This is a genomic window from Rhodoferax lacus (assembly GCF_003415675.1).
Taxonomy (GTDB): domain Bacteria; phylum Pseudomonadota; class Gammaproteobacteria; order Burkholderiales; family Burkholderiaceae_C; genus Allorhodoferax; species Allorhodoferax lacus.
On the sequence record NZ_QFZK01000008.1, the window covers coordinates 1 to 13838 of the forward strand.

A 13838-nucleotide genomic window follows, 5' to 3' on the forward strand; every position below is an offset into this window, starting at 1 on the left:
AGCGGATTCCATCAGGGGCCGCACACGCAAGTGCACAAAGCCCGGATATACGACTGCAATCTTCTCCTGTACGCCGTCAGATTCTGAAAGCTTGCACAAACGGGGGCGTCCATATACGCCCCAAGGCTCACGCAGTTGCTTGACTTCGCGGGAAGTCCCAGTAGGGGGCAGGGCGCTACGCGAAGCGAGCAACCGTGGGGGCCATATCAAGCCATCGTGGCCAGCACGCCGCTGCATACGCGGCCGCGGCCGGTGCGTTTGGCCTTGTACAACTGGCTGTCGGCCAGGCTGACCAAGGCGTTCACATCGCCGTCGGCAACACCCGGGCGCGTGGCCAGCCCGACGCTGATGGTGATCACCGTATCCACCGACGAGCTGGCATGCGGTACAGCCAGTTCGCGCACCTTGCGCTCCAGCTCATGGGCGATGGGCAAGGCGTCTTCATAGGACGTATCCGGCAGGATGCAGCCAAACTCCTCGCCGCCGTAGCGCGCCACCAGATCGGCCGGGCGGCGCAGGCAGGTCTTGAGTGCGGCTGATACCAGACGCAGCGCATCGTCGCCGGCCTGGTGGCCATATTGGTCATTGAAGCGCTTGAAGTAGTCCACATCCAGCAGTATCAAGGACAGAGGCGACTGGTTGCGCGAGGCGCGGGACCACTCGGTGGAAATCTGCTGGTCAAAGTAGCGGCGGTTGAACACGCCTGTGAGCCCGTCCAGGAACACCAGCTTGCGCAGCAGGTCGGACTGGAACTTCAGCGTCAGGTGCGTCTTGACGCGCGCGCGCACCACATCCGGGTTGACCGGCTTGGCAATGAAGTCCACCGCACCCAGGTTCAGGCCATGGGTCTCCTGTGCAGGATCGGTGTGCGAGGTGACAAATATCACCGGAATGTGGCTGGTGCTCTGGTCGGCCTTGAGCTGCTTGCAGACTTCAAAACCGTCCAACCCGGGCATCACCACGTCCAGCAGGATCAGGTCGGGCGGGTTGGTCTTGCACAGGGCCAGGGCCTGTTCGCCGTTGGTTGCCATGAACACCTGGTAGTCGCCTGCAAAGCAGCGGTACATCACCTGGATGTTGATGGGCTGGTCGTCCACCACCAGCAGCTTGGGCTTGCCATGGGTGCTGTCCAGCAGCTCGGCAACGGGTGTCTGCAAGTCAATCATAGGTCTGCCTTGCAGGCGCAGACGAGCGCACGCAAGTCCGTAGGCAAAAGCCGGACGCAGGGGGTTGACGGGGATGCAAGTACGCGCATTGCGGGTGTGAGGAGTGTTTTATTGTCTCATGCGGCCGGCCATGTTGATGCACAGTTGTAACCGCAGGCAGCAGGCTTCCGTGTGAGAATCGCAACATTATTCCAAGGAGACACCTGCCATGCCCCGTCGCGCCACCAAAATTGTTGCCACCCTCGGCCCCGCTTCCAGCGACCCGGCACTGCTGGAGCAGATGATCCGCGCTGGCGTGAATGTGGTGCGGCTGAACTTCAGCCACGGCAAGGCGCAAGACCATATTGACCGCGCCCACCTGGTGCGCGAGGCCGCCAAACGCGCTGGCCGCGAAGTGGCCATCATGGCCGACCTGCAAGGCCCCAAGATCCGCGTCGGCAAGTTTGCCGAAGGCAAGGTGTTCCTGGAGCCCGGACAAAAATTCATTCTGGACGCCGCCCGCGTGGAGCTGGGCGACATTGATGCCGTGGGCCTGGACTACAAGGAGCTGCCACGCGAAGTCAAGGCCGGCGACGTGCTGCTGCTCAATGACGGCCTGATCGTGATCACCGTGGATGCGGTGCGCGGTGAACAGGTGCACACCACAGTCAAGCTGGGCGGCGAGCTGTCCAACAACAAGGGCATCAACAAGCAGGGCGGTGGCCTCACTGCTCCGGCGCTGACTGCCAAGGACATGGATGACATCCGCACGGCCATGAGCTTCCAGGCCGACTATGTGGCGGTGAGCTTCCCCAAGAATGCCACGGACATGGAAATGGCGCGCCAGCTGTGCAATGTGGCAGCGCATGAATACGGCCACAAACCCGGCCTGATTGCCAAGATCGAACGCGCCGAAGCCATCCCCAAACTGCTGGAAATTCTGCTGGCCAGCGACGGCATCATGGTGGCCCGTGGCGACCTGGCCGTGGAAGTGGGCAACGCCCTGGTGCCTGGTCTGCAAAAGCGCATGATCAAGCTGGCCCGCGAGCATGACCGCGTGGTCATCACCGCCACGCAGATGATGGAGTCCATGATCACCAACCCGGTGCCCACGCGTGCCGAGGTGAGTGACGTGGCCAACGCCGTGCTGGACGGCACCGATGCCGTGATGCTCTCGGCCGAGACGGCTGCCGGCAAGTACCCGCTGGAAACCATTGTGGAGATGGCCAAGATCTGCCACGTGGCCGAAGGCCATGAAGACTTTGTGCTCGAAGCCGACTTCACCGGCAAGAAGTTCAGCCGCATTGACCAGAGCATTGCCATGGGCGCGCTGTTTACCGCCCACCATCTGGGTGCCAAGGCGATTGTGGCCATGACCGACAGCGGCTCGACGGCCCTTTGGATGAGCCGCCACCTGATCCGCGTGCCCATCTACGCGCTCACCTCCAAGGTCAGCACGCAGCGCAAGATGGCGCTGTACCGCAATGTCCGCCCCCTGTTCATCGACACCAGCGGCGACCGTGACACCGCCCTCAAGCAGGCCGAGGCCCACCTCAAGGCGCGCGGCATCGTGCAAAGCGGCGATGTGTATGCCATCACCTGCGGTGAACCCATGGGTGCGCCGGGCGGCACGAATATGCTCAAGATCTGTCAGGTAGCCTGAGAACCCCAGCGTTAGAATCCCCGGAAGGTAAAAAGTTACCAAGCGGTTACCAAACGTAGCCGCGCACCACTTTTCAACTTCCCGGGGATTTAAAAAATGGCACTCGTTTCCATGCGCGAACTGCTGGACCATGCAGCAGTCAAGGGCTACGGCATTCCAGCTTTCAACGTCAACAACCTGGAGCAGGTGCAGGCCGTCATGGCTGCCGCTGACTCTGTGGGCGCACCCGTCATCCTGCAAGCCAGCGCCGGTGCCCGCAAGTACGCGGGCGAGTCCTTCATCAAGCACCTGATCCTGGCCGCTGTGGAAGCCTATCCACACATCCCGCTGGTCATGCACCAGGACCACGGCCAAAGCCCCGCCATCTGCCAGGGCGCCATCAACCTGGGCTTCAGCTCGGTGATGATGGACGGCAGCCTGGAAGGCGACGGCAAGACCATTGCCAGCTTTGAATACAACGTGGAAGTCACCCGCAAAGTGGTGGACATGGCGCATGCCGCGGGCGTCACCGTGGAAGGCGAACTGGGTTGCCTGGGCAGCCTGGAGACCATGAAGGGCGACAAGGAAGACGGCCACGGCACCGACGCCACCATGACCCGCGACCAGATGCTCACCAACCCCGAGCAGGCCGCCGAATTCGTGCAGCGCACCCAGCTCGATGCCCTCGCCATTGCCATCGGCACCAGCCACGGCGCCTACAAGTTCACGCGCAAGCCCACGGGCGACATCCTGGCCATTGACCGTGTGATGGAAATCCACAAGCGCCTGCCCAACACCCACCTGGTGATGCACGGCTCCAGCAGCGTGCCGCAAGACCTGTTGGCCATCATCAACCAGTACGGCGGCAAGATGAAGGAAACCTACGGCGTGCCCGTGGAAGAAATCCAGAAGGCCATCCAGTATGGCGTGCGCAAGATCAACATCGACACCGACATCCGCCTGGCCATGACCGCCGCCGTGCGCAAGTTCCTGGCCGAGAACCCCGACAAGTTCGATGCCCGCGAATGGCTCAAGCCCGCCCGCGAAGCCGCCACGGCCATCTGCAAGCAGCGCTATCTGGAGTTCGGCTGCGAAGGCCAGGCCGCAGGCATCAAGGGTGACAGCCTGTCGGTGGTGGCTGCGCGCTATGCCAAGGGTGAGCTGGCCCAGGTGGTGCAATAACAAGCTTTGCGATAATCGAAGGCCTGCCACCCTGATGGGGCGGCAGGCCTTTTTAATTTCAGGATGCCATGACCGCTGTAGTACACACCTCCTCCCTTTCCCTGCCCCTGCTCGCCCGTGGCAAGGTGCGCGACAACTACGCGGTGGGCGACGACCGCATTCTCATGGTGGCCAGCGACCGCCTGTCTGCCTTTGACGTCATCATGGGTGAGCCCATCCCCGGCAAGGGCGCGCTGCTCACGCAAATGGCCCTGTTCTGGTTTGACAAGCTGGGCCCGAGCGGCGCCAACATCTGCCCCAACCACCTGACCGGTGATGCGCCCGAGAGCGTGGTGCTGCCGCATGAAGTGGCGCAGGTTACCGGCCGCTCCATGCTGGTCAAGCGCCTCAAGCCCCTGCCCGTAGAGGCCGTGGTGCGCGGCTACCTGGCCGGCAGCGGCTGGAAGGAGTACCAGGAAAACGGCGCGGTCTGCGGTGTGAAATTGCCCGCCGGTTTGAAGAACGCCTCCAAGCTGCCCGAGCCGATTTACACACCCGCCGCCAAGGCCGCCGTGGGCGACCATGACGAAAACATCACCTTCGAGCAGACCGTGGACATGATCGGCCTGGAACTGGCCACGCAAATCCGGAGCTTAAGCATCCGCATCTACAAAGCCGCTGCCGAATTTGCGCTGACCAAGGGCATCATCATTGCCGACACCAAGTTCGAGTTCGGGCTGGACAAGGACGGCACCTTGACGCTGATGGACGAGGTGCTCACCCCCGACTCCTCGCGCTTCTGGCCGCAGGAAAGCTACCAGGAGGGCACCAACCCGCCCAGCTACGACAAGCAGTTTGTGCGTGACTGGCTTGAGCAGGCCCAGGTCGACGGCAAGCCCTGGAGCAAGACACCACCCGCCCCGCGCGTGCCCAACGAGGTGATTGCCAAGACGGCTGCCAAGTACCAGGAAGCGCTGCAGCGGCTGACGGCTTAGCGCTTGTTACCTGGCAAAAAAGGGTCACCATTGGTGACCCTTTTTTTGTTGTCGGTAGCCGTTCCTGCAGCCACAAAAGTGCGAACAGGAACGAGTTGGCGGCAACGGCAACTGTTGCCCAAATGCACATCACTCCACAAAATACATGAGCTATCTGGTGTTTACCCTCTCTTTAGAAATTGAACCCAAAGGCATGATTGAGACGCCAAATAGCACGATCGTTCTTTTTTATTGAGAGTCCTTGGAGTCGCCAAGCCGCCATCCCAAAGGCAAGCACGTTGCCATGCGGGATGGGCTGAAGCGGTAACCTTGGGCAAAGGCAAACTGCAATTACAACAACTTGGAGACACTTATGACAAGCATGAAATACACGAAACTGGCTACAGCAATCGCTGTAGGAATGGTGTCCACCTACGCATCGGCTGCTGGCTTCCAGTTGCTGGAACAAAACGTCAGCGGCCTGGGCAATGCCTATGCAGGCTCGGCTGCGGTGGCAGACAACGCCAGCACCATCTTCTTCAACCCTGCAGGTATGACACAGTTGAAAGACCGGGAGTTCTCCGGCGGACTGGCGGTCATTGCGCCCAGCTTCAAATTCTCGGACAACGGATCTTCTGTAGGTCGACTGGCTGGCACTGGCAATGGGGGCGACGCCGGCCAAACAGGCTACGTGCCCAACGCGTATATGTCCTGGGCCATTAACAAAGACTTGTATGTGGGGGCTGGTTTCAGTGCCCCTTTTGGACTGAAGACCGAATACAGCAGCCCGTGGCTCGGGGCGGCGCAGGCCGTCAGTTTTGATGTCAAGACTTATAACTTCAACCCATCCGTTGCTTACCGGGTCAATGACATGGTGTCGGTGGGCGCGGGTGTGAGTTGGCAGCGTCTGGAAGCTGTCTACAAGCGTGTGGTTGGAGTTGGCGTAGCCGGTGTCCCTGGTGCCGCCACTGCTGTGTTTCCTGCTTCACCGCTCACGGCGTCAATATCGGGTGAATCCACAGGCTGGAATGCAGGCGTCTTGTTCAACGTTTCGCCGGAAACAAAGGTCGGAGCGTCTTACCGCTCTACAGTCAACTACAACCTGACAGGTGACATCACCGTGACCGGACCGAGTAGTGTGCTCAATACGGCCGGAACCAGCGGTGCCAAGGCCAGTTTGACACTGCCGGACACTTTTATTGTGAGTGGGACCCGGCAATTGTCCAAGCAGTGGGAAATCCTGGGTGACGTGGCCTACACAGGTTGGAGCAGTATTCCAAAGTTGGATTTGGTCCGGTCTTCCGGCGTCATTGCGCAGACACTGGATACCGATTTTCGCGACACTTGGCGTGTAGCGGTAGGTGCCAACTACCGCTACTCCGATGCCATGGTGCTCAAGTTCGGATTCGCGCTGGACCAAACCCCTGTAAAGGGTGCCAGCACCCGATTGGTGTCCCTGCCCGACAATGACAGGACCCAAATATCAACAGGTGCCCAATGGAAACTGGCCAATGGATCAACATTGGATCTGGGCCTGTCCTACTTGTTTATTGACCGTGCCAGCATTGACAACAACCAGTCTTCAGCAACCCAGGCGGCCAACCGGGGCCGCGTGACGGGCAGCTACGATGGAAGTGCCTGGATTGTGGGTGCCCAATACTCGGTACCGTTCTAAACAAGCAGGCGTCCCGTCGAAGCCCTATGAAAAAGGCCACTTACGTGGCCTTTTTCAGTTCAGCGCCATGCTGAGCTTGCGCCGGTAGGTGGCCACCAGCTGGGCCTGCGGGTCCACCTCGGCCACCACCTTGCCCATGAGTTCAATGCCACCGGCGCTTTTTCCCGCGGCGGCCGGGTCGGCCTTGGGTTTGGGCGGTGTCAGCAGCTCCAGAATGGCCACAAAGGTTTTGCGCGGCACGGCGTTGTTCCAGGCCTTGTCGCGCATCACAATCTCCAGCAGCTCGTCCATGGCGGCCGTCCAGTTGCCGCCCACCATCAGCACGCGGGCCTTGGCCAGGCGGGCGTCGAAGTCGCGCTTGTTGGCGGCGATCAGCGCATCAAACTGCTCGGGGGACCAGGCGCCGCGCTCGTCCTTCTCCACGAACTGGATGGCGTGCAGAAACTGCTCCAGTGCTTCGAAGCGGATCTGGCGCGGGATGGCCTTGAGCGCGGGCTCCAGGGCCTGTTCGGCGTCTTCCAGCAGGTTGTTTTCGATCAGCAGGCGCACATAGTCATAGCGCGCGTCGTCGTTGCCGGGGTCGGCGCTCAGGGCCGAGTGCAGCTTGTGCAAGGCGGCTTGCGGGTCACCGGCTTCCAGCAAGGCCTGCGCCTCATCCACCTCTTCCTCGGCCTCCAGCACTTCGGCGGCGGGCAGGTGCTTGTCCAGGAAGGTCTTGAGCTGGCCTTCGGGCACGGCGCCCATGAAGCCGTCCACCGGCTTGCCGCCCACCATCAGCACGCAGGTGGGGATGCTGCGGATGCCAAAGGCCTGGCTGAGCTCCTGCTCCTGGTCGGAGTCGATCTTCACCAGCTTGAAACGGCCGTCGTATTCGGCCTCCACCTTTTCCAGCAGCGGGCCAATCACCTTGCAGGGGCCACACCAGGGGGCCCAGAAGTCCACCAAAACGGGAATCTGGTGCGATGCGGCGACGACTTCGGCATCGAAGTTTTCAAGGGTGACGTTGATCATGGCGAATAGCTCTGGGTGTAAACGTAAAATTCAAGGATGAAAACCATCCAAGTAGGCGTCGTCATGGGTTCCAGCTCCGACTGGGACACCATGCAACATGCAGTGCAGATTCTCCAACAGTTTGGCATTGGCTTCGAAGCCAGCGTGGTTTCGGCCCACCGCATGCCCGACGCGATGTTTGCCTATGCCGAGAAAGCCGCCTCCCGCGGTCTCAAGGCCATCATCGCGGGCGCCGGGGGTGCAGCCCATCTGCCGGGCATGCTGGCAGCCAAGACCACGGTGCCGGTGCTGGGCGTGCCCGTGGCCAGCAAGCACCTGCAGGGTGTCGACTCCCTGCACAGCATCGTGCAAATGCCCAAGGGCATTCCGGTGGCCACCTTTGCCATTGGCAATGCAGGTGCGGCCAATGCGGCCCTGTTCGCGATTGCCCTGCTGGCCAATTTTGATAGTGACCTGCGCCTGGAGCTCGAAGCCTTCCGGCGCGACCAGACCCAGACGGCCACCGACATGGTGCTGCCCATCACCGGCAGCGCGGCGTGATAGCCGAGCCACAATCCCCGGTCCACGCGGATGCGTTGATGCTGGGCGGAGCCAAGGAAATCACGCTGGGCGTGATGGGCGGCGGCCAGCTGGGCCGCATGTTTGTGCACGCAGCCCAGCGCATGGGTTTCTTCACCGCCGTGCTGGACCCGGACCCGCACAGCCCCGCCGGGCGCGTCAGCCACCACCACATCCAGACCAGCTATACCGACCCGGACGGCCTGGCGCGGCTGGCCCAGGTGGCCCAGGCCATCACCACCGAATTCGAGAATGTGCCCGCCCCGGCGCTGGCCACGCTGGCCCACAGCCGCCCCGTGGCACCGGCCGCGGCCTCGGTCGCCATTGCCCAGGACCGTGCCGCCGAGAAGGCCCACTTTGTGCGCTGCGGCGTGCCCTGCGCGCCCTATGCGGTGATCGAGACGGCCGAGCAGCTGGCGGCGGTACCTGCAAGCCTGCTTCCGGGAATATTGAAGACCGCCCGCATGGGCTACGACGGCAAGGGCCAGGCGCGCGTGCGTACCCACGACGAACTGGTGCAGGCCTGGAGCGCCATGCAGATGGTCCCCTGCGTGCTGGAAAAGATGCTGCCCCTGCAGCTCGAATGCTCGGTCATCGTGGCCCGTGGTTCAGACGGCAGCTGCGTGAACCTGCCGCTGCAACGCAACCTGCACCGCGACGGCATCCTGGCCGTGACCGAGGTCTATGCGGGCAATGTGCCCGAGGCCCTGGAAGCGCGCGCCATCGCCGCAGCCAAGTCGATTGCCCAAGGCCTGGACTATGTAGGCGTGCTGTGCGTGGAGTTCTTTGTGCTCGACGAGGCCGACCCGGCAGCCGCAGGCCTGGGCGGTCTGGTGGTGAACGAGATGGCGCCGCGCCCGCACAACAGCGGCCACTACAGCATGGATGCCTGCGATGTCTCGCAGTTCGAGCTGCAGGTGCGCACCCTGGCCCACTTGCCGCTGGTGCAGCCGCGCCAGCACAGCCCGGCCATCATGCTCAACCTGCTGGGCGACATCTGGCCTGAAGACGGATCAGGCGGCGTGCCACCCTGGAACGATGTGCTGGCCCTGCCGGGCACGCATCTGCACCTGTACGGCAAACTCAAAGCCAGCCGGGGCCGCAAGATGGGCCACCTCAACATCACCGGCCCCAGCATCGAAGCCGTGCGCAGCACCGCCTTGCAGGCCGCGCAGATTCTGGGCATAGACGCCTTTTGAACGCTGCAACAACCTGGAAAGGGGTCGCGCCATGATTGTGTCCGCCTATGTGTTTTCCGACGGCGTGGAGCTGGCGCCGGATGCGATAGCCGCCACCGCCCAGGCCCTGCGTGCGGGCCAGCTGGTGGGCCTGCCCACCGAGACCGTCTATGGCCTGGCGGCCGATGCCGACAACGCCACGGCCGTGGCCAGCATCTTCGAGGCCAAGGGCCGCCCCAGCGACCACCCGCTGATCGTGCACGTGGCCGCGTTTGACGGCGGCATGTCGGGAGTGGCGCACTATGCGGGCCGCGTGCCCGCGTTTGCGCAGCAGCTGATGTCGGCCTTCTGGCCCGGGCCGCTCACCCTGATCCTGCCGCGCCGCGATGGCGTGGGCGCTGCCGCCGCGGGTGGGCAGAACAGCATTGGCCTGCGCTGCCCGGCGCACCCGGTGGCACAGGCCGTGCTGGCCGCGCTGCGCCAGCCCACCGCCGGAGAGCCCGTGGTCTGGGGCGTGGCTGCGCCCAGCGCCAACCGCTTTGGGCGCGTCAGCCCGACCACGGCGCAGCATGTGCACAGCGAGTTTGCCGACCGGCCCGACTTGTTGGTATTGGACGGCGGCCCCTGCGAGGTGGGCATTGAGTCCACCATCATCGACTGCACGCGCGGCGCGCCGGTGCTCTTGCGCCCGGGCGCCATCACCAGCGAACAGGTGGCTGCCGCCTGCGGCCGCTCACTCGTCACGCCCGAAGAACTCGACGCCCAGGGCCAGGCCGCGCCCCGCGCCTCGGGCACGCTGGAGTCGCACTACGCGCCCAACGCCCGCGTGCGGTTGATGGATGCCAAAGCCCTGCAGCAGGCGCTGGACATGCTGGGCACCGATGTGGACAAAAGCCCGCAGCCCGGCAAAAGCATTGCGGTGTATTCCCGCGCACCGCTCAAGACGTCGGCACGCCAGATCGAACTGCGCCGCATGCCCACCGACCCGGCCGTGGCCGCGCATGAGCTGTTCTCGGTGCTGCGGGAGTTGGACGCCCTGCGCGTCAAGCTGATCTGGGTGGAGACGCCACCCGACACCCCTGCTTGGGACGGTGTGCGCGATCGGCTGCAGCGCGCTGCAGCCTAGTTGTCCCGCGCCGCCCAGTCCACCAGCGTTTCCATCACCGCGCGTGCGGCGTCGGTATTGGCGTTGGCGTGATTGATCAGGGCCACCAGCACGTAACGTTTGCCGCTGGCCCCATCCACATAGCCCGCGCGGGCCAGCACATTGCTCAGCGAGCCGGTCTTCAGGTGGGCACTGCCCGTGGCGCGGGACTTCACACGCTTGAGCGTGCCGTCCACACCGGTGATGGGCAGCGAGGCCACCAACTCCGGCATGTAGGGCGAACGCCAAGCCACTTGCAGCATGCGCGCCAAACCCTGGGCGCTGATGCGCTCCTGGCGCGACAGTCCCGAGCCGTTGTCCCACACCGGCAGGTCCTCGCTGCCGATGCGCACCTTCCACCAGCGCTGCAGCACGGCGCGCGAGGCGGCAAAGTTGCCTGCCGGCAAGGGCGGGGTGGTGGTGCTGCCACCCGTACTTCCCGTGCCCAAGCCATTGCCAAGCGGTGCCTCGGCAGCCGTCGCGTCCGCGCCGCCCAGAGCGCCGGGGAGCACCCGGCCGAGGGTGAGAAACACCTGCTGCGCCATCACGTTGTTGCTGTACTTGTTGATGTCGCGGATGATTTCCGCCAGCGGCGCCGAGCTCATTTCCAGTGTCGGCTTGCCCGCAGCCAGGGCGGCGGGCAAGGTACCCCAGCGCACGCTGCCACCCAGCTTGCCGCCCAGCTCCTGCCACAGGCCCTGCACCGCGCGCGGGGCGTAGCTGCGCGGGTCGGCATAGGCCACGGGCCAGACCTTTTCGCCACAGCTGGCGGCATAGCTGCCGGCGAAGCGGATGCGTCTGGCTTCTGAAAAGTCCGCTTTGAGTGCTGCCCGGTAGTCGCCACAGTCCCCTGCACTCAGGGGCACCGTGGCCTGCATCTCTACCCCGGCCAGCGGCGGATCGAACTGTATTTGTGCCATCCGGTTGGCGCGGTCCGGGGTAATGGTCATCACCACCGCCTTGTAGTTGATCAGCAGGGCGTCGGGTGCGGCGTTGTAGGGGCGCAGGGGCTCGCCATCAAAGTCGGCGGCGTTGGTCTCGGGCACCTCAAAGGCGCTGCGGTCCAGCACGATGTCACCGTTGATTTGGCGGATGCCCAGGCCCTGCAGGCGGCGCAGCAGCAGCCACAGGCGCTCCAGCACCAGCTTGGGGTCCCCCAGGCCCTGGATGTAGACATTGCCATACAGCGTGCCGCTTTCCAGCGCGCCGTCCACAAACACCGGCGTGGTCCAGGCATAGGCCGGGCCCAGCAGGTCCAGTGCCGCAAAGGTGGTGGTCAGCTTCATCACCGAGGCCGGGTTCATGGCCACCTGTGCGCGGTGGCTCAGGCGCGGCGCGGCATGGGTGGCATCAGTCGTATCGGCCTCCTGCACCAGCAGGGACACCGCCTCGCGGGGGATCTTGGCGCGCACCAGGGCCGCATCCACTTCGGGCGGAATGGCGGCAGGGGAGGCGGCTGGGGCCGCAGAGGCCACACAGGGGGCCGCCAGCAAGAGGGCACAAAGGATCAATCGCAACAGCATGCGCGGATTATCCAACCTGGCGCGGCAGCGGCCTGCAGTCCCAGCCCCGATAATCACAGCATGTCCCGTCCCATTGCCTCCACCCTGCCCGGCGCCCTGCCACGGCTCTCGCCCAAGGCGGTGGGGCTGCTGGCGGCGCTGGTCACGGTGCTGATCTGGACTGCCTTCATCGTGGTGGCGCGTGCCTCGGCTGATCCGGCGCGTGCCCCGACGCTGACGCCTCTGGATATCGTCTTTGCCAGGCTGCTGGGTGCCGGCCTGATTCTCCTGCCCTTGGGCTGGTGGCTGACGCAGACGCAACGCGCGCACCAGCGCGAGGCCGGACAGTTGCCCACGGCAGGCTCGCTCTGGGGGCTGTCGCCATTGCCCCTGCGCACCACGGTGCTGACCGGGCTGTTTGGTGGCCTGCTGTACAGCATGCTGGCCTACAACGGCTTTGTGTTTGCGCCGGCCGCCCATGCCTCGGTGCTGATGCCCGGCAGCCTGCCGCTGTGGACCACGCTGCTGGCCGTGTTTGTGCTGGGCGAGCACATCAGCGGCAGCCGGGCCATCGGCTTGGTGTGCATCGTGGTGGGCGACCTGCTGGTGGGCGGCGCCAGCCTGTTGCATGCACTCGACGGCAGCGGCGTCTGGCGCGGCGACCTGTTGTTCATCCTGGCGGCCTTCACCTGGTCTTGCTACAGCGTGCTGGTGCGCAAGTACGCCTCGCTGGCGGTGCATGCCACCACGGCGATTACTGTGTTTGCCTTTCTGGTCTATGTGCCCTCGTATCTGGCGCTGGTGTGGGTGGGGCTGATCCCGGGCCAGGTGTTTACCGCGCCCCTGCATGACGTGCTGTGGCAAATGCTGATGCAGGGCGTGGCCTCGGTGGTGGTGTCGGGCATCAGCTTCAACATGATGATCCGCGCCTATGGCCCGGTGCGCTCCACCATGCTCACGGCGGTGGTGCCGGGTCTGTCGGCCCTGTCGGCCGCGCTGATTTTGAACGAACCCCTGCCCTGGAATGTGCTGCTGGGCCTGACCCTGGTGACAGTGGGCATTGTGTTTGGCGTGCGCCAGGCAGGAGCAAAGAACCCATGAAACTGCTGGCCTTTGATACCAGTACCGACGCGATGTCGATTGCCGTCTCGCGCGATGACGGCGCGGCTGCCGGGCTGTGGCAGCACCAGGGCGAGGGCGGCGCCCGCGCCTCCGCCGGGCTGATTGCTGCCGTGCTGGAGCTGATGCGCCAGAGTGGCCTGCGTTTAAGCGAGCTCGACGCCATCTGCTTTGGCTGCGGCCCGGGCTCGTTCACCGGCCTGCGCACCGCCTGTGCCGTGGCCCAGGGCCTGGCCTTTGGTGCGGGCGTGCCGGTGCTGCCGGTGAACTCGCTGCTGGCGCTGGCTGAAGAGGCGCGCCACAGCGGCTTGCAGCAGGTGGACAACGGCGAGGTCACCGCCCTGCTGGATGCGCGCATGGAAGAAATTTACGTGGCCCGCTACGCCTTTGCGGGCAGCACCTGGACCGAATTGCAGGCCGCGCATCTGCTGCGCCCGGAATACGTGGTCGTGCCAACTGGATCACTGCCGCAGGCCGCAGCAGGCAATGCCTTTGCGGTCTACGGCCCGCGCCTGGGCGGCATTGCCGACGGCGTCACACGCATCACCGCTTTGCCCCAGGCAACAGCCCTGCTGCGCCTCGCGCCGCAATTGCTGGCCCGGGGCCTGGCTGTGCCAGCGGCCCAAGCCCTGCCCACCTATGTGCGCGACAAGGTGGCCCAAACCACCGCCGAGCGCGCTGCCATCAAGGCCGCGCAAGTTGCCACCACTATCGCACCCTAGCCACACC

General features: G+C 64.2%; 12 protein-coding genes. 9 read left to right on the plus strand and 3 right to left on the minus strand.

Annotation, left to right across the window (positions count from 1 at the left end; genetic code table 11):
• Positions 1 to 206: 206 nt before the first annotated feature.
• Complete coding sequence (locus tag DIC66_RS13230; protein ID WP_117177969.1) at positions 207 to 1166, minus strand: diguanylate cyclase; 960 nt, start codon at positions 1164 to 1166, stop codon at positions 207 to 209.
• Positions 1167 to 1374: 208 nt separating this feature from the next.
• Between DIC66_RS13230 and pyk the strand changes: the two genes are divergently transcribed.
• From pyk to DIC66_RS13250, 4 genes are all read left to right on the plus strand, one after another.
• Positions 1375 to 2808, plus strand: coding sequence for a pyruvate kinase (gene pyk, locus DIC66_RS13235; RefSeq protein WP_117177971.1), 1434 nt, complete (start codon positions 1375 to 1377; stop codon positions 2806 to 2808).
• A 96-nt stretch (positions 2809 to 2904) separates the two neighbouring features.
• Positions 2905 to 3969, plus strand: a complete 1065-nt coding sequence (gene fba / locus DIC66_RS13240) for a class II fructose-bisphosphate aldolase (protein WP_117177973.1) — start codon at positions 2905 to 2907, stop codon at positions 3967 to 3969.
• A gap of 68 nt (positions 3970 to 4037) precedes the next feature.
• A complete protein-coding gene (locus DIC66_RS13245; protein WP_117177975.1) occupies positions 4038 to 4943 on the plus strand; it encodes a phosphoribosylaminoimidazolesuccinocarboxamide synthase in 906 nt (301 codons plus the stop codon).
• 352 nt (positions 4944 to 5295) lie between these two features.
• A complete protein-coding gene (locus DIC66_RS13250; RefSeq protein ID WP_199534744.1) occupies positions 5296 to 6597 on the plus strand; it encodes an OmpP1/FadL family transporter in 1302 nt (433 codons plus the stop codon).
• Positions 6598 to 6651: 54 nt separating this feature from the next.
• Here the strand turns inward: DIC66_RS13250 and trxA are convergent, their stop codons facing one another.
• Positions 6652 to 7608 carry a thioredoxin gene (trxA, locus tag DIC66_RS13255; RefSeq protein WP_117177979.1) on the minus strand — a complete coding sequence of 319 codons (957 nt, stop codon included), beginning with the start codon at positions 7606 to 7608 and terminating at the stop codon, positions 6652 to 6654.
• 36 nt (positions 7609 to 7644) lie between these two features.
• On the opposite strand from trxA, the gene purE reads away from it, so the two are divergent.
• Genes purE through DIC66_RS13270 form a run of 3 tightly spaced genes read left to right on the plus strand, consistent with a single transcriptional unit; the run spans position 7645 to position 10470 of the window.
• Complete coding sequence (purE, locus tag DIC66_RS13260; RefSeq protein ID WP_117177981.1) at positions 7645 to 8148, plus strand: 5-(carboxyamino)imidazole ribonucleotide mutase; 504 nt, start codon at positions 7645 to 7647, stop codon at positions 8146 to 8148.
• A gap of 38 nt (positions 8149 to 8186) precedes the next feature.
• Positions 8187 to 9365, plus strand: coding sequence for a 5-(carboxyamino)imidazole ribonucleotide synthase (locus DIC66_RS13265; protein ID WP_117177983.1), 1179 nt, complete (start codon positions 8187 to 8189; stop codon positions 9363 to 9365).
• A gap of 49 nt (positions 9366 to 9414) precedes the next feature.
• Entirely contained in the window at positions 9415 to 10470 is a 1056-nt protein-coding gene (locus DIC66_RS13270) for an L-threonylcarbamoyladenylate synthase (protein WP_420820495.1), read from the plus strand.
• Here the strand turns inward: DIC66_RS13270 and dacB are convergent.
• Positions 10467 to 12011, minus strand: a complete 1545-nt coding sequence (gene dacB, locus DIC66_RS13275; protein WP_117177987.1) for a D-alanyl-D-alanine carboxypeptidase/D-alanyl-D-alanine endopeptidase — start codon at positions 12009 to 12011, stop codon at positions 10467 to 10469. The genes DIC66_RS13270 and dacB overlap by 4 nt on opposite strands.
• Before the next feature lie 60 nt (positions 12012 to 12071).
• Between dacB and DIC66_RS13280 the strand changes: the two genes are divergently transcribed.
• Positions 12072 to 13091: a DMT family transporter gene (locus DIC66_RS13280; RefSeq protein WP_199534745.1), complete on the plus strand. Its 1020-nt coding sequence runs from the start codon at positions 12072 to 12074 to the stop codon at positions 13089 to 13091.
• A complete protein-coding gene (gene tsaB, locus DIC66_RS13285; RefSeq protein ID WP_117177989.1) occupies positions 13088 to 13831 on the plus strand; it encodes a tRNA (adenosine(37)-N6)-threonylcarbamoyltransferase complex dimerization subunit type 1 TsaB in 744 nt (247 codons plus the stop codon). Before DIC66_RS13280 ends, tsaB begins: the two co-directional genes overlap by 4 nt.
• The last annotated feature ends 7 nt before the right edge of the window (positions 13832 to 13838 follow it).

What these genes read in the sequence shown, in the direction of transcription:
- fba (WP_117177973.1), top strand. Translation starts at nt 2,905, where the DNA reads ATGGCACTCGTTTCCATGCGCGAACTGCTGGACCATGCAGCAGTCAAG.
- DIC66_RS13250 (WP_199534744.1), top strand. Translation starts at nt 5,296, where the DNA reads ATGACAAGCATGAAATACACGAAACTGGCTACAGCAATCGCTGTAGGA.
- DIC66_RS13265 (WP_117177983.1), top strand. Translation starts at nt 8,187, where the DNA reads ATGCTGGGCGGAGCCAAGGAAATCACGCTGGGCGTGATGGGCGGCGGC.
- DIC66_RS13245 (WP_117177975.1), top strand. Translation starts at nt 4,038, where the DNA reads ATGACCGCTGTAGTACACACCTCCTCCCTTTCCCTGCCCCTGCTCGCC.
- trxA (WP_117177979.1), bottom strand. Translation starts at nt 7,608, where the DNA reads ATGATCAACGTCACCCTTGAAAACTTCGATGCCGAAGTCGTCGCCGCA.
- dacB (WP_117177987.1), bottom strand. Translation starts at nt 12,011, where the DNA reads ATGCTGTTGCGATTGATCCTTTGTGCCCTCTTGCTGGCGGCCCCCTGT.
- pyk (WP_117177971.1), top strand. Translation starts at nt 1,375, where the DNA reads ATGCCCCGTCGCGCCACCAAAATTGTTGCCACCCTCGGCCCCGCTTCC.
- purE (WP_117177981.1), top strand. Translation starts at nt 7,645, where the DNA reads ATGAAAACCATCCAAGTAGGCGTCGTCATGGGTTCCAGCTCCGACTGG.
- DIC66_RS13230 (WP_117177969.1), bottom strand. Translation starts at nt 1,166, where the DNA reads ATGATTGACTTGCAGACACCCGTTGCCGAGCTGCTGGACAGCACCCAT.
- tsaB (WP_117177989.1), top strand. Translation starts at nt 13,088, where the DNA reads ATGAAACTGCTGGCCTTTGATACCAGTACCGACGCGATGTCGATTGCC.
- DIC66_RS13280 (WP_199534745.1), top strand. Translation starts at nt 12,072, where the DNA reads ATGTCCCGTCCCATTGCCTCCACCCTGCCCGGCGCCCTGCCACGGCTC.